12 protein-coding genes are annotated in these 18,917 nt (G+C 73.5%); 2 read left to right on the plus strand and 10 right to left on the minus strand.

Translation table 11 applies throughout. The features are described from left to right. Positions 1-292 precede the first annotated feature (292 nt). The 7 genes from AB0B14_RS33925 to dapE form a co-directional block, all read right to left on the minus strand. Positions 293-1,606, minus strand: coding sequence for a DEAD/DEAH box helicase (locus AB0B14_RS33925; protein WP_357066577.1), 1,314 nt, complete (start codon positions 1,604-1,606; stop codon positions 293-295). Positions 1,607-1,830: 224 nt separating this feature from the next. Beyond that, positions 1,831-2,034 (minus strand): cold-shock protein, encoded by a 204-nt coding sequence (locus AB0B14_RS33930; protein WP_101369720.1) that lies wholly within the window; start codon positions 2,032-2,034, stop codon positions 1,831-1,833. A gap of 226 nt (positions 2,035-2,260) precedes the next feature. Next, positions 2,261-5,710, minus strand: coding sequence for a UvrD-helicase domain-containing protein (locus AB0B14_RS33935; RefSeq protein WP_357526159.1), 3,450 nt, complete (start codon positions 5,708-5,710; stop codon positions 2,261-2,263). A gap of 9 nt (positions 5,711-5,719) precedes the next feature. Continuing rightward, positions 5,720-9,355, minus strand: coding sequence for an ATP-dependent DNA helicase (locus AB0B14_RS33940; RefSeq protein WP_357526161.1), 3,636 nt, complete (start codon positions 9,353-9,355; stop codon positions 5,720-5,722). Between the two features lie 208 nt (positions 9,356-9,563). After that, on the minus strand, positions 9,564-10,109 hold the full coding sequence (locus tag AB0B14_RS33945) for a TIGR00730 family Rossman fold protein (RefSeq protein ID WP_357067856.1): 546 nt from the start codon (positions 10,107-10,109) through the stop codon (positions 9,564-9,566). Further along, positions 10,109-10,972 (minus strand): TIGR00730 family Rossman fold protein, encoded by an 864-nt coding sequence (locus AB0B14_RS33950; protein ID WP_357067854.1) that lies wholly within the window; start codon positions 10,970-10,972, stop codon positions 10,109-10,111. Before AB0B14_RS33950 ends, AB0B14_RS33945 begins: the two co-directional genes overlap by 1 nt. A gap of 375 nt (positions 10,973-11,347) precedes the next feature. Beyond that, entirely contained in the window at positions 11,348-12,421 is a 1,074-nt protein-coding gene (dapE, locus tag AB0B14_RS33955) for a succinyl-diaminopimelate desuccinylase (RefSeq protein ID WP_357067852.1), read from the minus strand. Positions 12,422-12,499: 78 nt separating this feature from the next. On the opposite strand from dapE, the gene dapD reads away from it, so the two are divergent. Beyond that, positions 12,500-13,459 (plus strand): 2,3,4,5-tetrahydropyridine-2,6-dicarboxylate N-succinyltransferase, encoded by a 960-nt coding sequence (gene dapD, locus AB0B14_RS33960; RefSeq protein WP_357067850.1) that lies wholly within the window; start codon positions 12,500-12,502, stop codon positions 13,457-13,459. A 51-nt stretch (positions 13,460-13,510) separates the two neighbouring features. Here dapD and AB0B14_RS33965 read toward each other — a convergent pair whose 3' ends face one another. Next, positions 13,511-16,792 carry a S8 family serine peptidase gene (locus AB0B14_RS33965; RefSeq protein WP_357526214.1) on the minus strand — a complete coding sequence of 1,094 codons (3,282 nt, stop codon included), beginning with the start codon at positions 16,790-16,792 and terminating at the stop codon, positions 13,511-13,513. Positions 16,793-17,008: 216 nt separating this feature from the next. Between AB0B14_RS33965 and AB0B14_RS33970 the strand changes: the two genes are divergently transcribed. Further along, positions 17,009-17,566 carry a sugar O-acetyltransferase gene (locus tag AB0B14_RS33970; protein ID WP_357067848.1) on the plus strand — a complete coding sequence of 186 codons (558 nt, stop codon included), beginning with the start codon at positions 17,009-17,011 and terminating at the stop codon, positions 17,564-17,566. A 39-nt stretch (positions 17,567-17,605) separates the two neighbouring features. On the opposite strand, the gene AB0B14_RS33975 is transcribed toward AB0B14_RS33970, so the two are convergent. Further along, a complete protein-coding gene (locus AB0B14_RS33975) occupies positions 17,606-18,268 on the minus strand; it encodes a nucleoside/nucleotide kinase family protein (protein WP_357067846.1) in 663 nt (220 codons plus the stop codon). Continuing rightward, positions 18,268-18,915, minus strand: a complete 648-nt coding sequence (locus tag AB0B14_RS33980; RefSeq protein WP_357067844.1) for an SIMPL domain-containing protein — start codon at positions 18,913-18,915, stop codon at positions 18,268-18,270. The genes AB0B14_RS33975 and AB0B14_RS33980 overlap by 1 nt, the downstream gene beginning before the upstream one ends. Positions 18,916-18,917 lie beyond the last annotated feature (2 nt).

Here is an 18,917-nt window from a genome sequence, read left to right on the forward strand (position 1 = left end):
CGAGACCACCGCCTGGACACATCACCCCAACACCGCCACTGCTTGACACCTAAGCACCTGGGATGTCTTTGCTCTGCACCCGCGGATGCGACGGCTACGGTCCGTGACCGGTGCATATCGGGGTGCAGAGCAAAGGCGGTCAGGAGGTGTCGGTCGCCCGCACCCGGCGGTCGCTCGCACCCCGCCGGCCGCGCGCCCGCCGGCCGCCGGCCGCCGGCCGCCGGGCGCCGGCCGCCGCAGACAGACCGACCCGCCACGCCGAAGCGGGGCGGGTCGGTCGAAGCGCAAAAGATCAGACGGTACGCGGGCGGCGCGGCCGGCGGGACCGACCCGACGCGCGGTGGGCCGGACGGGCGGCACCGTCGGCGACCGTTGCGCCACCGGTGCGGACCCGACCGGCGGGCGCCGGCGGAGCGACGATGGTCACCGGCACACCGGACGGCTCACGGGCACCGGTGACCCGGGCCAACGACCCGTCACCAGGGCGCACCTGGACCGACTCGGGCCGGATGCCGGCAACCGCCATCAGCCGCGACACGTCCCGGCGCTGCTCGGGCAGGACCAGGGTGACCACGGAACCGGACTCGCCGGCCCGCGCGGTCCGGCCGCCCCGGTGCAGGTAGTCCTTCGCCTCGGTCGGCGGGTCCACGTTGACCACCATGTCCAGGCCGTCGACGTGGATGCCCCGGGCCGCCACGTCGGTGGCCACCAGAGCGGTCACCTGGCCGTTGCGGAACTGCTCCAGGATGCGGGTGCGCTGCGGCTGGGACTTGCCACCGTGCAGCGCGGCCGCGCGTACACCCTTGGAGAGCAACTGCCGGGCGAGCCGGTCGGCGCGGTGCTTGGTGCCCATGAACAGGATGGTGCGGCCCTCACGGGCGGCGATCCGGGTCAGCGCGTCGGGCTTGTCCACGGCGTCGACGTGCAGCACGTGGTGGGTCATCGCGGTGACCGTGGCGGTGCCCGGGTCGACCGAGTGGGTGACCGGGTTGCTCAGGAAGCGGCGGACCAGCCGGTCCACGCCACCGTCCAGGGTGGCGGAGAAGAGCATCCGCTGCCCCTGCGGCGCGACCTGCTCCAGCAGCTTGGTGACCTGCGGCAGGAAGCCCATGTCGGCCATCTGGTCGGCCTCGTCCAGCACGGTGATCTCGACCTGGTCCAGCCGGGCGTCGCCACGGTTGATCAGGTCGTGCAGCCGGCCGGGGGTGGCGACGACCACCTCGGCGCCGGCCCGCAGGGCGTCCGCCTGCCGTTGCAACGACAACCCGCCGACGACGGTGGCGCAGCGCAGCCCGACGGCGCGGGCGTACGGGGACAGTGCGGTGGTGACCTGCTGGGCCAGCTCACGGGTCGGCACCAGCACCAGGGCCAGCGGGCGACCCGGCCGGGCCTTACGGCCGGCGGTGCGGGACAGCAGCGGGAGCCCGAAGGCGAGCGTCTTGCCGGAGCCGGTACGACCCCGGCCCAGCACGTCCCGGCCGGCGAGCGAGTCGGGCAGCGTCGCCGTCTGGATCGGGAACGGCTCGGTGATGCCCTGCGCGGTCAGCGCGGTGAGCAGCCCCGGTGCCAGACCGGTATGAGCGAACGACGGAATAACTGTGGTCACGCAGAAGCCTTCCTCGACGCGGCACGTGTCGAGGGAGGGCGCCGACGTCGGCGCTGTCACCGGCTGCGAAGAGGCAGCCAGGACTCACAAGCACGAACCGATTGGAGTACGGGCCGGCCCGCCGCCGGGCCGCCGCCTGCTTACGCAGGTCGACGGCGGGGCGGGCCGGTCCCGTCACCGTCACACCCGGAGGGCGCGACAGGTAATGCTGACCGATCCGAAGATCAGATCGGGCGGATGTTCTCCGCCTGCGGGCCCTTCTGGCCCTGGGTCACCTCGAACTCGACCCGCTGGTTCTCGTCCAGGCTCCGGTAGCCGGAGGACTGGATCGCCGAGAAGTGGGCGAAGACGTCAGCGCCGCCGCCGTCCGGGGTGATGAAGCCGAAGCCCTTGTCAGCGTTGAACCACTTCACGGTGCCAATAGCCATGTGTTTCGTCTCCTTGACGGAACGTCGGACACGCACGTGTTGCGTGCCCGAAGAGGAGCGCTCCGCGCGGGGATGCGCGAATCGCCTGTCGCTTCTGGTCGCCCCGCCCGGAGAACTCCGGACACAACAAAGAGCGCCTGGGGCCACAATCCCGCCAGGCGCACACAGAGTCTCTGGTAACCAAAACTGCAACCCGGTCAACATACCATGGTTTTCCCGCGAGCGGTCAATGTTGGGCGGAATCTTCGGGCAACTGGGCGATCATGGCGGTGAGCCCCGTCACGTCCAGCAGATCCGCGGGGCGGACCGTCACCCCGTGCCGGACGTAGTGGAACGCCGCGCCCACCCGGTCCACCGGCACGCCGGCCAGCTCCGCCCAGGCCAACCGGTACACGGCCAACTGCACGGCGGCCACCTCCGCCGCCGGCCCGACGGGCTGCGCGCCGGTCTTCCAGTCGACCACGTCGAACCGCCCACCCGGCCGGGCGAACACCGCGTCCATCCGCCCCCGCACCACGACGCCGCCGATCACCGTGGCGAACGGCACCTCCACCTCCACCGGCGCCCGGTCGGCCCACTCGCTGGCCAGGAACCGCTCCTGAAGCTCGACAAGCGCCTCGTCGGGCGCGGCATCCGCGTCGGCCGCACCGGGCAGCTCGTCCAGGTCCAGGAGGCGGTCCGCGCCGAAACGCTGCTCCAGCCAGGCGTGGAAGGCGGTGCCTCGGCGGGCGTACGGGTTCGGCTCGGCCGGCACCGGGCGGCGCAGCGTACGGGCCAGCGCCGCCGGGTCGCGCCGCAACGCCACCAGTTGCGTGACGCTCAACTGCCCGGGCAGGGCCACCTCCACGGCACCGGAGAGCCGGGTCAGCTCGGCCCGCTCGGCCAGCAACAGATCCGCCTCGCGCTGCCAGCGCGCCACCTCCGGGTCGACCTCCGTCTCGACCGGCACGACCGACCCGGCGACCACCGACCCGTCCGGCCCGACAGCCACCGGACCGGTGACCACCGGACCGACAGCCACCGGCCCGACAGCCACCGTGGTCGGGCCGTCGGTCATCAGGCGGCGCACCAGCCCGGCGGCCTGGGCCAACGCCGGTCGGCGGCCACCCAGCGGGTCGGCCGGCCACTCCGCGCGGAGCACCACCTCGGCCGTGGGGTTCGTGGCGTCCGGCGTGGGCTCCGGCGCCCACGCGTCGATCAGGTGCCCCGGCCCACCGTCGAGGCAGGCGTCGTACACCTCACGCAGGAAGACCGACGGACCGCGCGGTCGCTTCGTGCCGTCCCCCCACCAGTAGCCGGAGCACAGCAGCAGCCGGCGCGGCCGGGTGACCGCCACGTACGTCAGCCGGCGTTCCTCGCGCTCGTCGTGTGCCCGCCAGGCGTCGGTGAAGTCGTTCACCGCCCGCGCCACCGCCCGCTGGTCGGCCGCCTCGTCGAGCGCCAACTCGGGCAACCCGTCGGCGTCGCCCCGCAGCGGGAACGGCAGCACCCCGAGCCCGCCCAACCAGTGGTCGGAGTTGCGCACCGGCCCCGGCCACGACCCACGGCACAGTCCGGCCACCGACACCACGTCCCACTCCAGGCCCTTGGCGGCGTGCGCGGTCACCACCTGCACCGCGCCCTCCACCACCTCGACCTCGCCCGGCGCCAGACCGCGCTCCTCGTCCTCGGCGGCGGTCAGGTAGGACAGGAACCCGGACAGCGTCGCGCCCGGCGTTTCCCCGCTGAAGCGGGCCGCCACGTCACCGAGGGCGTCCAGGTGACCCCGGGCCAGGCCGGCGTCGCCGGCACCGTCGCGGCCGGCCCGCACCGCGACCTCCACGTCCAGGCCGATGGTCCGCTCGATGTCCGCGATCAGGTCCGGCAGCGCCTGGTCCAGTCGGTACCGCAACAGCGCCAGCTCCATGCCGTACGCGCGCAGTCGCGCGAAGCCCTCCGCCGAGTACGCCTGTGCCGGGCCGAGATCGGCCAACGCCTCCACCAGGGTCGCCTCGTCCAGCAGGTCAGGACTGATCTCCGCGGCCTCGTCAGCGGCCACCTGACGGCGGGCGTTGGCGATGGCTCGGGCCCGCCGGTGCAACGCCACCAGGTCACGCGGGCCGATCCGCCAACGGGCGCCGGTGAGCAGCCGCAGCAGCGCCGCCCCGTCGGTCGGGTCGGCCAGCACCCGCAGCGTGCAGACCACGTCGCGTACCTCGGGAGTGTCCAACAGGCCGCCGAGCCCCACCACCTCCACCGGTAGGCCGCGCTCGCGCAGCGCCGACTCGATCGCCGGAATCTGGCTGCGGACCCGGACCAGCACGGCGGTGGTCGGGCGCTGCGCCACCGGGATGTGCTCGGGGGCCGCGCCGGGCATCCGGGCCGCCCCCCGCCAGGCGGCCAGCACGCTGTCGGCGATCCAGTCCGCCTCGTCGGCGTACGTGGGCAACAGCGCGCAGTGCACCGTGCCGCCGGCCGCACCGCCGGGGCTGCGGTGTGGGATCGGGTCCCGGACGGTCAGCGCCGAGCGCAGCTCCGGCACCCGGGCGCCGGCCGCCCGCAACGGAGTCGACAGTGCGTTCGCCACCCGGAGGATCTCCGGACGGTTACGCCAGCTCGTGGTGAGCCCCAGCGCCGGGGCCGGCTCACCGTCGGCGCGGGCGAACTCGGTGGGGAACCGGTCCAGGGTGCCGGCGCTGGCACCACGCCAGCCGTAGATCGACTGGCACGGGTCGCCCACCGCGGTCACCGGGTGCCCACCCCCGAACAGGGCGTTGAGCAGCACCACCTGGGCGTGGCTGGTGTCCTGGTACTCGTCGAGCAGCACCGCCCGGAAACGGTCCCGCTCGATCTCGCCGACCCCCGGGTGATCGCGGGCCACCCGGGCCGCCCGCGCGAGCTGGTCGGCGAAGTCCATCGCCTCGAAGTCCTCCTTGCGCCGGGCGTACGCCCGCACCAGCGGCAGCAGGCGCAGCCGGGTCTGCTGGAGGGTGAGCGCCTTGCGCACGTCGGCGTACACCCGACCCGGCCGGGACTGCACCTCGGCGAAGAACCGACCGGTCCAGGCCGCCAGCTGGTCCGGCGCGACCAGGTGTTCGTCCAGCTCCCCGGCGAGCGCCAGCACCGCGTCGGTGATGGTGCTCGGCATCCGGTCCACTTCGGACATGTCGCCGTCGTAGTTGCGCACCAGCAGGTCGACCAACTGCCAGCGGGACGCCTCGGTGAGCAGCCGGGTCGACGGCTCGTAGCCGGACCGCAGCCCGTGCTCGGTGACGATCCGCCCCGCGTAGGAGTGGTAGGTGGAGACTGTGGGTTCACCGGCGAGCGGATCGTCCAGCGGGTCCCGACCCTGCCGGCCGAGTCGGCGGATCAGCTGGTCGAGTCGGGTACGGACCCGGTGGGCCAACTCGCCGGCCGCCTTACGGGTGAAGGTCAGCCCGAGGATCTGCTCCGGGCGCACGTACGAGTTGGCCACCAGCCAGACCACCCGCGCGGCCATCGTCTCGGTCTTGCCCGACCCGGCTCCCGCGACCACCAGCAGCGGCTCCACCGGGGCGGCGATGATCGCGGCCTGCTCCCGGGTGGGCGCCGGCAACCGCAGCAGCTTGGCCAACTCCACGGGCGTGTACCGGGGGCCGGAGTCCGCCAGCCGGGGCGCCGGCGTGGGACCCGCGCCGAACAGGGTGGGCTGGCTCACGGTGCCTTCTCACTCCTCGCCCTCACGGGTGCGCCGGACGGTCGGCGGCTCGACGACCTGACGCCCCTGCCCGGAGACCGGGCAGCTGGTGCGGACCGGGCAGACCCGGCACTTCGAGTTGGCCACCGCGGCGAACGTGGCGGCTGCCATCGTATCGGCGGTGCGCCGGACCAGCGCGGTCGCCCAGCCGGCCGCCGGGCCCTCGCCCGCCGCCGGCTGGTTCTGTTCCCGGGCATCCTTCGCGGAGGTGCCGAGCTGCACCAGCGCCGCGCCGCCGGACTCGTCGCCGAACTCGGCGAACGCCCCCGCCTCCACCGCCGCCTGGTACGCGCCGAGCTGCGGATGCTCGGCCAGCTCGCTGCCGGTGACCGCGGTGGACTTGCCGGTCTTCAGGTCGATCACCACCAGCCGGCCGGCCTCGTCGACCTCCAGCCGGTCGACCCGACCGGTCAGGTCGACGGGCCGATTCGGGTCGTCCAGACGGACCGCGAACTCGTGCTCGATGGCGAGCAACCGACGCGGGTTGGTGGCCAGCCAGCGCAGCAGCTTGTCGACCATCGCCTCGGCGCGGTCCCGCTCTGGGCCGGCCATCCAGCGGGCGGCCAGCTCGATCGCGTCGAACCGGGCCGCCACGTAGTCGAGCAGGGCACCCCGGTCGGCGCTGGCGTCCTCGGCGAGCATCGCGGCGGCGTGCACCAGGTTGCCCACCCCCTGCGCCGTGCTGGTCGGGCCACTGCCGCCGTGCCGTTCCAGCAACCACCGCAGGCTGCACCGTAGTGCGCTCTCCATGGCCGACGGGGTGACCCGCACCGGCTCCCCGTCGTCGACCAGCGGCCGGTCGTCGGAGAGCGCGCGCAACCCCCACCAGTCGTCCGGGTGCGCACCGGGCACCCCGGCGGCGGCGAGCCGGGCCAGCTCGGCCGCCGCCGCGCGCCGCCGGGCCGCCGGAACGGCCGGGTCGGTGATGGCGGTACGCAGTTCGGCCACCAACGCCGGCAGAGTGAGCGCCCGGGGCGGACGGGTCACCGGCAGTGCCCCGGGACGGTCCGGCTCACCGTCGTCCTCGGTCGCGCCGCCAGTCGTGCCGTCGGATCCGCCGCCGTTCGCGCCGCTCGTCCCGCCGCCGGTCGCAGCGTTTGTCCCGCCGCCGGTCGCGCCTTCGGCGGTGGCGGTGACGTCTGGTGAGTTGCCGGCGGGGCCCCCGGCCTGCGGGGCGGTGCGCGGACCCGGTGGTGCGGTCGGGTCGGCCGGTCCGGCACCGCTCGGCGGTGCGGGCGGCGTGGAGGGGCCCAGCTCGTGCAGGAACCGGCTCGGCTGCTCCTCGTGGTCGTCACCGCCGACGGCGGCCGAGGCCACGGCGCTGACCAGCAGCCGATGCCGGGCCCGGCTGATCGCGACGTGGAAGAGCCGGCGTTCCTCGTCCAGCAAGGCCGAGGTCTGGCCCACCACGTTCGCCCTGGTGGCGCCGTCGACGGACCGGCCGGCCAGCACGTCGACCAGCCGCTCCGAGCCGAGCAGACTGCCCCGCAGTCGCAGGTCCGGCCAGATGCCCTCCTGCACGCCGGCCACCGCGACCAGGTCCCATTCCAGGCCCTTCGCGGCGTGCGCGGTGAGCAGGCGCACCGCCGCGCCCCGGTCGGCGGTCGGCGCGATGGTGTCGGCCGGCAGATCCTGGGCGAGCACGTGGTCGAGGAAGACCTCGGTGCGGGCGCCGGGCAGCCGGTCGGTGAACCGGGCCGCCGCGTCGAAGAGCACGAGCACGGCGTCGAGGTCGCGGTCGGCCGCCTCGGCCCGCCGCCGCCGGGCCAGGTCCCCCTCGCCGGCCGCCGGCCGCCCCTGGTTGATCGCACCCGCCCAGCGTTCGGCGAGACCACTGGCACTCCACACGGCCCAGAGCACGTCCTCGGCGGTCGACCCCGGCCGGGCGGCGGCCTCGCGGGCAATGGCCAACAGCCCGGCCACCGCCTGCGCCGGCTCGGCCCAGCGGCGCTCGATGTCGGCCAGTTCCTCCGGGTCGCGCAATGCCTCGACGATCAGCTCCCCGGAGGGGCGGCGGTCACCGCCGGCCAGCGCGAGGGCGCGCAGGCCCTGCCGCAGCCGCCGCTCGGCCAGCGGGTCGGCCCCGCCGAGCGGCGAGTGCAGCAGCGCGACCGCGGATTCCTCGTCGAGTCGGTCCGGTTCGAGCGCGCAGCGCAGCAGAAGCAGCAGCGGCGCGACCGCCGGTTGCAGGTGCAGGGGCAGGTCCTCGCCGTGCACCACTGTCGGCACGCCGGCAGCGTGCAGCGCCCGTCGCAGAGTGGGCAGTTGCAGGGCGGTGGACCGCACCAGCACCGCCATCCGCGACCAGGGCACGCCGTCGAGCAGGTGGGCCGAGCGCAGCGCGTGGGCCAACCAGGCGGCCTCACTTGTCGCCGAGCGAAACGTGTGCACCTCGACCGTCCCGGGCGGCGCGTCCGGCAGCGGGTGCAGCCGACGGTGCGCGGCCGGGCCACGCAGCCGGCGCCCCAGCCGGGCGATCGCCGCGAGCAGACCCGGCCCGGCCCGGTACGACGTGGTCAGCAGCACCTGCGCGGCCGGCGCGCCGGAGGCGGTCCGGAATCGGTGCGCGAACGTGGTCACCCCGGCCGGGTCGGCGCCCCGGAAGGCGTACGTGGAGGAGTCCGGGTCGGCGAACGCGACGAGCGACTTGCCTCCGCCCGCGATCACCGAGAGCAGCTCCAGTTGGGCGGGGTCGGTGTCGGCCAACTCGTCGATGTACACGTGGGCGAGCCGACGGCGCTCGGCGGCCAGCAACTCCTCGTCGTCGCGCAGCAGCCCGGTGGCCGCCCGGACCAGCTCCGCCGGGTCGTACGCGATGGAGCCCCGGTTGCTGACGTCGCGCAGCGCGAGCACGGCGACGTACTCCCGCAGGAAGCGGGCGGCGGCCGGCCAGTCGGCGCGGCCGAGCCTCGCACCCAGCCGGGCCAGCTCCACCGGGCCCACGCCGCGCTCGGCGGCCCGCATGAGCAGGTCGCGCAGTTGGCCGGCGAAGGCCCGCGTCCGCAGGGCCGGGCGCAGGTCGGTCGGCCAACCGACCGGGTCGTCCTCGGGCTCCTCGCCCACCACGTCCAACAGCTCGCGGATGATCAGATCCTGCTCGGGGCCGGTCAGCAGCCGGGGCGAGGGCTCGCCTCGTTCGGCGGCGGCGCGGCGCAGCAGACCGAAGGCGTACGCCGGGAAGGTGCGCACCAGCGGCTCGCGCAGCACCCGGTGGCCGTCCTGCGCGACCCGGGCCTCGATGCGCTGGCGCAGGGCGGTGGCCCCGCGACGGCCGAAGGTCAGCACCAGGATCCGTTCCGGGTCGACCCCCTCGGTCACCCGGGCGGCGACCGCCTCGACCAGGGTGCTGGTCTTGCCGGTGCCCGGCCCGCCGAGCACGAGCATCGGCCCGTCGGTGTGCCCGACCACCTCGGCCTGCACCGCGTCGACCCGCCAGCCGGTGCCGCCGACCGTCAGCTCGGACCCGGCCCCGCGATCGGGCCCCGCCGACACGCCGACACCGCCCCCGGACGTGCCGCCGCTGGCGGGCACGGAAGCGCTGTCAGGCGTCGCCCCGTCCCCCCGCGGCGGCCCTCCGGACCGCCGCACCAACCGGTACGCCTGCATCAGCTCATCCCATCAGACCCATACGACACCCCCCCACTCCCCCACCCCCCGGGAGCCCTCCCCCCGCGCCCCCCCGCGTTGATCATGGAGTTATTGCCCGGCTGCTCGGCGTGTCGGGGCTATAACTCCATGATCACCGCAGAGGGGCGAGGACGGCGGGCCGAGTGGGGCAGGGGGCCGGGGGCCGGGGCCGGGGGCAGGGGGAAGGTCAGGTTAGGTGGGACTCTAGGGCGTTCAGGGCTTCGGGGACTGTGGTGGTTACCTGCAGGAGGTTGCGGCCGGCGGTCTTGAGGAAGGTCTGGTCGGCCAGGCCGTCCAGCCAGTCCAGCAGGGGGCGGTAGAAGCCGTCGGTGTCGATCAGCACCATCGGCTTGGTGTGCAGGGCAAGGGTCGCGGTGGTCCAGACCTCGAACAGCTCGTCCAGGGTGCCCAGCCCGCCGGGCAGGGTGAGGAACGCGTCCGACTTGTCGATCATCAGGGTCTTGCGGCTGGCCATCGAGTCGGTCACCAGCAGCTCGTCCGAGGCCAGGTCGGCGACCTCCAGATCGACGAGCGACTGTGGGATCACCCCCAGGGTGCGCCCACCGGCGGAGCGGGCGCCGTCCGCCAGCGCGCCCATCATGCCGACGCAGCCGCCGCCGCTGACCAGCGTGTGACCGCGTCGGGCCAGCTCCACACCGGTCTCGGTGGCCAGGTCCAGCCAGCGCTGGTCCAGCGTGCGGGAGGAGGCGCAGAAGACGCAGATCGCGGCCATCAGTTGTCCCGTGGCTGGTCGGCGGCCTGCGCGGCGGCGGCCTGCTGGTCCGCACCGGTACGGGCGACGGCCTCGTCGCGGACCGCCTCCTGCTCCACGGAGAGTGCGGCCTCCGCCTCGACGATGTACCGGACCGCGGCGTCGACGTCGTCGGTGAGACAGATCAGGTCCAGGTCGACCGGCCCGATCTTGCCGTCGGCGGCCATCGTGTCGCGCATCCAGTCGAGCAGGCCCTGCCAGTAGGCGACACCCATCAGCACCACCGGGAACCGGGTGACCTTGCCGGTCTGCACCAGGGTGAGCGCCTCGAACAGCTCGTCCATGGTGCCGAACCCACCGGGCAGCACGACGAACGCCTGCGCGTACTTGACGAACATCGTCTTGCGGGCGAAGAAGTAGCGGAAGTCGATGGCCAGGTCGACCCACTCGTTGAGGCCCTGCTCGAACGGAAGCTCGATGCCGAGCCCGACGGAGAGCCCACCTGCCTCACTGGCGCCGCGGTTGGCCGCCTCCATCACCCCCGGCCCACCCCCGGTGATCACCGCGTAGCCGGCCCGGGCGAGGGAGCCGCCCAGTTGCTCGGCCAACCGGCACTCGGCGCTGGCCGGGCCGCTGCGTGCGGAGCCGAACACGCTGACCGCTGGCGGCAGGTCGGCGAGGGTGTCGAAACCCTCGACGAACTCGGAGAGGATGCGCAGCGCGCGCCAGGCGTCCTTGGTCTTCCAGTCGCCGCGCCCACGCGAATCCAGCAGGCGTTGGTCGGCGGTGCTGCTCGGGATCGACCCTCGGCGCAGCGTGACCGCGCCCCGGTGTCGCTCCTGCCCTGGACCGCGACCGGCCTCCCGCCCGTTGCTCTGGCTCATGGGGCAACCGTAGTGGAGCGGCACCGCGCAGGTGTGCGGGGCGGGGACGCCGAGAAATAGTTCGGGATCATGGGCAACTATTCCGCTTCCCCGTACGTCTTACTATTCACATACCGGGTATGCCCGGCGCGCGCCTTCGGGGGAGGAGACAGCGTGATCAGTAACAGCGAGATGATCCGGATCCGTCGCCAGATGCAGCGACGGATCCGAGACGTGGTGGCTGAACGCCGCCGCAGCAGAGCGCAGGACCCCGCCCTCGTCTCCCCCGCAGCCTCCACCCCCTCGGGAGCTGATCAAGAGGTTTGCGTCGCCGACAACGGGCCCGGCTGACGCAAACCTCTTGATCACCGGGGCAACCCCGGCCGGCGGCCGGCGTCAGGCCGGGGCCAGCCAGCGGTGCAGGGTTGCCGCGCCGTCCCGGATCTTGCTGATCTCGACGTGCTCGTCCTTGTGGTGGGCGAGGTTGGGGTCGCCCGGGCCGAAGTTCAGCGCGGGGATGCCCATGGCCGCGAACCGGGCCACGTCCGTCCAGCCCAGCTTGCCGATCGGCGCCGCGCCCACCGCCGCCAGGAACTCCTGCGCCGGAGCCGCCTGTAGGCCCGGGGCCGCACCGGCCATCGCGTCGGTCACCGCCAGGTCGAAGCCAGCGAACACCTCCCGCAGGTGCGCCTCCGCGGCTGCCGGGTCGCGGTCCGGCGCGTACCGGTAGTTGACCTCGATCTCGCAGCGATCGGGGATCACGTTGCCGGCGACCCCGCCGATGATCCGTACCGCGTTCATGCCCTCGCGGTAGTCGCAGCCCTCGATGGTGACCCGGCGCGCCTCGTACGTCTGGAGACGCCGCAGCACCTCGGTGGCCGCGTGGATGGCGTTCACGCCGTGCCAGGAGCGCGCCGCGTGCGCCCGCTCCCCCGTCGTCGTCACGATGGCCCGCATGGTGCCCTGACAGCCCGCCTCGACGATGCCGTACGTCGGCTCCAGCAGCACCGCGAAGTCCGCCTCCAGCCACTCCGGGTACGCCTGGCCCACCAGGTTGAGCCCGTTGTACCGCGACTCGATCTCCTCGGCCTCGTAGAAGAAGTACGTCACGTCGTAGCGCGGCTCGGGCAGCGTGACCGCCAGGTGCAGCGCGTACGCGGTGCCGGACTTCATGTCGGAGGTGCCGCAGCCGTACATCAGGTCGCCGCGCATGGTCGACGGGAAGTTGTTGTTCAGGGGCACCGTGTCGAGGTGCCCGGCCAACACGACGCGCTGCGACCGACCGAGGTCGGTACGCGCCATCACGGTGTTGCCGTGCCGGTGGGTGGTCAGGTGCGGTACGCCCCGCAGCACCTCCTCGACGCAGTCGGCGATCACCTTCTCGTTCAGGGATACGGACTCTATGTCGACCAGAGCGCGGGTCAGCTGCACCGGATCGGCGAGGACCTCGGGGGTCAGCGGGTTCTCCATGGTTCGCACGGTACCTTCAGGTCTGTCCGTGCGAGGAGTGAGCTGAGGCCGGCCCGGCCACGACCGAGAGGTGCAACAGTGACGTCCGCAGATTCCGCCTGGGGCATTGGCCTGGCCACGGTCACGGCAGATGAGCAGGTGCTCGACACCTGGTACCCGACCGGCAAGCTGGGCCTGGGTGAGCTGCCGCTGGTCGCCGGTGAGGACAAGTCGGACGTGCTCGACCTGCCGCCGGCGGCGCTCGGCGACCGGCCCCTGCCCGGTCTGCGTACCGTCCAGGTGGTCACCGTGATCGGCTCGCTCGACGACCCGATCAAGGACGCCCCCGACGCGTACCTCCGGTTGCACCTGCTCTCGCACCGCCTGGTGCGACCCAACCAGCTCAACCTCGACGGCATCTTCGGCAAGCTGGCCAACGTGGCCTGGACGTCCGCCGGGCCGTGCCCACCGGAGCGGGTGGACGAGCTGCGGGTGATCGAGCGTGCGGCCGGCCGCCACCTGGCGGTGTACGGGGTGGACAAGTTCCCCCGGATGACCGACTACGTGGTGCCTTCCGGGGTGCGGATCGCCGACGCGGACAGGGTCCGGCTGGGCGCCCACCTGGCCGCCGGCACCACGGTGATGCACGAGGGTTTCGTGAACTTCAACGCCGGCACCGTCGGCACCTCGATGGTCGAGGGGCGGATCGTGCAGGGTGTGCTGGTCGGTGACGGCTCCGACATCGGCGGCGGCGCTTCCATCATGGGCACCCTCTCCGGCGGCGGCACCGACCGGGTCAGCATCGGCGAGCGCAGCCTGGTCGGGGCGAACGCCGGCGTCGGGATCTCACTCGGTGACGACTGTGTGGTCGAGGCCGGCTGCTACATCACCGCCGCGTCGAAGATCACTCTCCCGGACGGCCGGGTGGTCAAGGGCCGGGAGTTGTCCGGCGTCGACGGCCTGCTGTTCTGGCGCAACTCGGTGACCGGGGCGCTGGAGGCCCGGCCGCGTACCGGCCGGGGCATCGAGCTGAACGCCGCCCTGCACGCCAACGACTGACGAACCCGCCGGGTCCGCGGCGCTCGGCCGCGGACCCGGACGGGGTACGCCTCAGCGCAACCGGTACGCCTGGATGATCTTTTCGGTCACCGTGTTACCCGCGGTGTCCTGGGCGGTGGCCCGCAGCGACACGTGGCCGGTGCCGGCCGGATGCCGCAACGTGGCCGACCAGCCGTTGGCGGAGGTCCGGACCAGCTTCGCCCTGCCCCAGGTCTTCCCGCCGTCGTAGGAGACGTCGACGTTGATCTTCTCCACCCGAGCGGCCGGCGCGCCGGGCTGCCGTTGCACCCGCACCGGGACGACGAAGTCCCGACCGGCCGGCGCGCTGTTGTCGACCCGCAGCGGCGGCGCGAAACGCACCACCGACAGGGGCAGCCGGGCCGGCGTGTCACCGGCGACGTGCCGCGACCGGAAGGTCCAACTGGATTCGACCTCGGTGCTCAGGTCGGTGAAGCTTCGCTTCAACGACGTGACGAGCCGGTAGTCCGCCGCGCCCGGCGGCACGGCGAACTGTCCGTAGCCGGCGTACTCGTTCTCGCCGACCAGCTTGCCGTTGCGCCAGAGCGTGGTTGCCTCACTGTCGCTCAACGAGCCGCCCGGGTGCCCGGCCGCGTCGCTGAACAGCGGCACGTCGACCAGGATGGTGTCACCCTCCCGGGTGACGCTCTGGTGCGGCCATTTCGGGTTCGGGAAGGACGGTCCGTACGGGGCCTGGTTCCAGGTCTCCGTCACCGTCCGCCCGGCCCGGTACGCGGTGGGGGTGGAGAAGAGCGCGGCGTTCGCGTTCAACCAGCCGTCCTCGTCCCGCGTTCCGAAGTAGATCTCGGACTCCCACTTCACGTTCTTGGTGTTGTAGTGCTCGACCCGCTGGCCGGGCACTGTGGTGGGCAGGACCAGGGCGGCGCCGCCGACGTTGTACTCCAGCACGGGGTACACCAGCCGCTCGGCCTCGGTGCCCGGGTCGCCGCCGCGGAACCGGTGCACGACGGTGGCCAGGTCCCGTCGGGTGTAGTCGCGGATCAACCCGGTGGGCATGCGGCCCGGGATCGCTTCGGCCAGCGCGTACAGGTAGGGGCTGTTGGCCGTGTCCGGCTTGATCCACTGGCTGCTGACGGTGGCCACGAACCGGTCGGCGGAGACCGACTTGCCGATGTTGCCGCTGGCCAGGTCGGTGAACGTGTCCGTCCAGAGTCCAACGGTGTACCCGCTGCCGTCGTCGGCGGTGAAGTTGCCGCTGACGTCGATCAGCTCCGGGGCCGCCGTCCGGTCCGGAATGGTGGTCCGTACCGGCTTGGCCTGGCGGGCGTCCACGACGATCCGGGTGTCCCCTTCGACGGTCAGTACGGGTTGCGTCAACAGGGACATCCCGCGCGGCTCGTCCTCCGGGCCGGGCTCGTAGACCAGGCCGCTGAGGCCGTAGTGCCCCTTGGGCAGCCGCACGGTGGCCACCCCGTCCGAGCTGACGAGGTCCCAGGTGCCGAAGGTGTCCATCCCGACCAGCAGGGTCCAGTGGTCCGGGGTGCGGGCACCGGCGCGGTTCAGGTGCTCCACGGTGAGCGTGTAGCTCTCCACCTCCCGGTTCACGGCCAGCGGGGTGACCGCGACCGCCGCACCGGAGCGGGCCACGATCCGTCCGGTCCAGTAGCCGTCGGCGTCGCCGAGCCGGGTGTCCGCGGTGACGGTCGTGGCGGCGGTGCCGCCCGCCGGCACGGTGAGCTGGTTGGCACCCAGGGCGAACAGGCCGGCCGGCAGCGCGCGACCGCCGGGGCCGGCGCCCTCGACGCTCAGGTCCACCGTGATGGGGGCCGGACCGTCGTTGCGCCAGGTCACCGTGCGGGTGATCGGGGTGTCGTCACTGTGCGGCCAGAGCGTACGCCCGAACGAGACGCTCACCGGGTCGCTGGTGATCTGCTGGGTGATCGCGTGTGCGACGTCGACCCGCCCGGCGCCCTGCTGGTAGGCGGTCTGGTCCGGATGCGGCTTGGCGGCGGCCATCAGGGTGGCCTTGAGCCGGTCGGCCCGCCATCCCGGGTGCTGCTGGGCCAGCAGCGCGGCCGACCCGGCCACGTGCGGAGTGGCCATCGAGGTGCCGGAGATCGTGACGTAGCGGTCCCCCACCGGCTCGCCGATGACACCGTTGGCGGACCGTGCGGCGACGATGTCGACGCCGGGCGCGGTGATGTCCGGCTTCAGCGCGTCGTCGCCGACCCGGGGGCCCCGGCTGGAGAAGTCGGCCAGGTCGTCGTTGCGGTCCACCGCGCCCACGGCGAGCCCGGCGTCCGCGGAGGCCGGGGAGCCGACCGAGCCGTCTGCGCCGTCGTTGCCGGCGGCGAGGACGAACAGCGTGCCGGTCTGCGCCGTCAGGGTCTGCACCGCCTCCTCCAGCGGGTCGACCTCCGGGGTGTCCCAGCCGCCGAGGCTCATGTTGATCACGGCGGCCTTCTTCTCCACCGCGGCCCACTGCATGCCGGCGAGGATCGCCGAGTCGGGGCAGCCCTGGTCTTCGCAGACCTTGCCGTCCAGCAGCGTCGCGTCGGGCGCCACACCCCGGTACTTGCCGCCGGAGGCCGCGCCGGTGCCCGCGATGGTCGAGGCCACGTGGGTGCCGTGGCCGACCGTGTCCCGAGCGTCGGCGGCCTCGGTGAAGTTGCGCGCCTCGGCCACCTTGCCGGCCAGGTCCGGGTGGGTCGCGTCGACGCCGGTATCCAGCACCGCGACTGACACTCCCTTGCCGGTGAACCCGGCCGCCCAGGCGGCGGGCGCGCCGATCTGCGGCACGCTGTGGTCGAGGGACACCTTGCGGCGGCCGTCCAGCCAGATCCGCTCGACGCCCCCCGCCGCGTCGAGGCGGGCCCCAGCGGGGCCGGTGGCGACGGTCGCCCAGACCGCGCCGAGGGCGGACTTGTCGGTGGTCAGGGCGGCGCCGTGAATCGCCGGCAGGTCGCGGGTCACCCGCGTGCCGGGCAGAGCCGCCGGGGCACGCCGGGCGGTGCCGGTCGAGCCGTACGCCACCAGCAGCGGCAGGTTGTCGCGGCGGGCGTCGTCGTAGCCGGCGGCGATCAGCCCGGTCACGTCGAACAGTCGCCGGTCGACCCGGCCGGCGCGGATCAGCGGCAGGGCGTCCTCCGGCAGCACGGTGAGCTGACCGCGCTCGCGGCTGGTGAGGAAGCGCAGATGCGCACGGTCGGGGCCGGGGCGGACGGCGGCGGACCCGGACGCGGAGACGGTGACCCGGTCGCCGGTGAGCAGGGTGACCGTCTTCGGGGTGGCGGTGCCGGTCGCGGTACGCGGGGCGGCGTCGGGGGCGGACGTGGTGGTGGGTGGGCTGGCCATCGCGGTCACCGGTGTGCCCAGCACGAGAGCTGCGACGGCGGTGACGGCGATGGAAATTCTGCTGCGTCGATGCAACGGTTCCTCCTTCGTGGACGTTTATATCCATGAGACGTGCATAGACCGCCGCCAGTATTGCATACCCGGTATACAAAAAAAGGGTCGAAAATATGACGGACCTGCCAACCCACGGCAGGGTCGACGGGCATCATCGACCGGGTGACCTCCATGAAGGACCGGATGCTCGCCGGTGAGCCCTACCTCGCCGACGACCCCGAGATCATCGCCGACCTGGACCGGGCCGCCCGGCTGATGGAGCGCTTCAACACCAGCTCCGCTGCGGATCCGCGGGCGCGGCTGGGGGCACTGCGTGAGTTGCTCGGCGACCTGGGCGACGACACCTGGATCCGCCCGCCGTTCTACTGCGACTACGGCTGGCAGATCCGGATCGGCCCGCGCAGCTTCGTCAACTACCACGCGGTCTTCCTCGACGTCGCGCCGATCACCATCGGCGCGGACGTCCAGATCGGACCGAACGTGCAACTACTCACGCCGACTCACCCGGTGGAGCCCGGGCCGCGCCGCGACAAGTGGGAGGCCGCCAAACCGATCACCCTCGACGACAACGTCTGGCTCGGCGGCGGCGCCATCGTGCTGGCCGGGGTGTCGATCGGCGCCAACACCGTCGTCGGCGCGGGCGCGGTGGTGACCCGGGACCTGCCCGCCAACGTGGTCGCGGTCGGCAACCCCGCCCGGCCGGTCCGCGAACTGGGCTGACCGCGCCAACGCCGGCCGCCCGTCCAGGCGGCCGGCGGGTCAGACGGGCGGCGGGCAGGCGGCCGGCGGCTCAGGCAGGCGGACCACCAGGTCGGCCCGGTCGGCGGTGGGGGTGATCAGGGCCGCGTTGGCCTCGTCACTGCCCAGCGCCCACTCGCGTGCCTGCTCCGGCGACCGCCCGAACGCCTCGTGTCGGGCGGTCAACCGACGCTGGCGCAGGTCGGCGTCCAGATCGAGGAACCACGCCTCGTGCAGCAGCGTGCGCACCTCCTGCCACGGGAAGTCCGGCAGGAGCAAATAGTTGCCCTCCGTCACCACCAGCCGGACCGACGGCGGCACCTCGATCGCCCCGGCCACCGGCTCCTCCAACTCCCGGCGGAACTCCGGCGCGTACACCGAGGTGGGCTCCAACCGACGCAACCGGCGCAGCAACGAGACGAACCCGTTGGCGTCGAAGGTGTCCACCGCGCCCTTGCGCTCCGCGCGACCCAACCGGACCAGCTGCGTCTGCGCCAGGTGGAAGCCGTCCATCGGCACCAGCCTGGCGGTCGACCCCACGGCCGCCACGACCTGCTCGGCCAGCGTGGACTTCCCGGCCCCCGGCGCGCCGGCGATGCCCAGCAACTGTCGCGGGCCCGCCTCGGCCAACGCCAGCGCGCGATGCACCAACGCGTCGACGGACAGCACCAGAGCCGGTGGCATCAGTCGAGGACCGGCGTGCTGATCGTGAACCGCGCCTGCACGGCCGCCTGGACGGTCTGCGGCTGCGGGTCCAACTCCAGCTCTGGTGGGCCACCGCCCGCGCCGCTCCCGGCGAACGCCGCGCGGGCGAACATCGGCCGGTCGGCCGGCCCGGCGTCGGCCAGCTCGAGCAACGAGGTGACCTGGGCACCGAGCGCCTCGGCGTACTCCCGGGCCCGCACCAGCGCGTCCCGGATCGCGGCGTGCCGGGCCTCGCGGTGGGCGGGGCTGTCCGGGCGAAGCTCCCACCAGGGCCCGGCCACCTCGACCTGATCCTGGTCGGCCAACCGGAGCATCAGCTCGCCGAGGGCGGTGAAGTCGGTGACGGTGACCGTGGTGGTCACGCTGCCGTGCCAGGCGACGACCCGCTCGCCCGAGCGACGGGTCTCCGGTCGCACCCGCAGGTCGCCGGTCTCCCGCCGTGCCACCGCCGGCCCGGAGCCGTCCAGCAGCACCCGGATGGCGGCGGCACGCTCGGCCAGCCTGGTCAGGGTGGTTTCCCGATCCCGGTCCCGCGCGGTCGCGGTGACCGCGAACCGGGCCAGCTCGGGCGGCACCTCCCGGTACGCCTCGCCGCGCACCTGCACCACCGGACTGTCCGCCGCCATGC

The sequence above is a fragment of the Micromonospora sp. NPDC049171 genome (genome assembly GCF_040648275.1).
In the GTDB taxonomy this organism is placed as follows: Bacteria; Actinomycetota; Actinomycetes; order Mycobacteriales; family Micromonosporaceae; genus Micromonospora.

Excerpts from the sequence above, each read along its gene's own strand:
- AB0B14_RS33930 (WP_101369720.1), bottom strand. The coding sequence starts at position 2,034 with ATGGCTATTGGCACCGTGAAGTGGTTCAACGCTGACAAGGGCTTCGGC.
- AB0B14_RS33940 (WP_357526161.1), bottom strand. The coding sequence starts at position 9,355 with ATGCAGGCGTACCGGTTGGTGCGGCGGTCCGGAGGGCCGCCGCGGGGG.
- AB0B14_RS33945 (WP_357067856.1), bottom strand. The coding sequence starts at position 10,109 with ATGGCCGCGATCTGCGTCTTCTGCGCCTCCTCCCGCACGCTGGACCAG.
- AB0B14_RS33950 (WP_357067854.1), bottom strand. The coding sequence starts at position 10,972 with ATGAGCCAGAGCAACGGGCGGGAGGCCGGTCGCGGTCCAGGGCAGGAG.
- dapE (WP_357067852.1), bottom strand. The coding sequence starts at position 12,421 with ATGGAGAACCCGCTGACCCCCGAGGTCCTCGCCGATCCGGTGCAGCTG.
- AB0B14_RS33965 (WP_357526214.1), bottom strand. The coding sequence starts at position 16,792 with ATGGCCAGCCCACCCACCACCACGTCCGCCCCCGACGCCGCCCCGCGT.
- AB0B14_RS33975 (WP_357067846.1), bottom strand. The coding sequence starts at position 18,268 with ATGCCACCGGCTCTGGTGCTGTCCGTCGACGCGTTGGTGCATCGCGCG.
- AB0B14_RS33980 (WP_357067844.1), bottom strand. The coding sequence starts at position 18,915 with ATGGCGGCGGACAGTCCGGTGGTGCAGGTGCGCGGCGAGGCGTACCGG.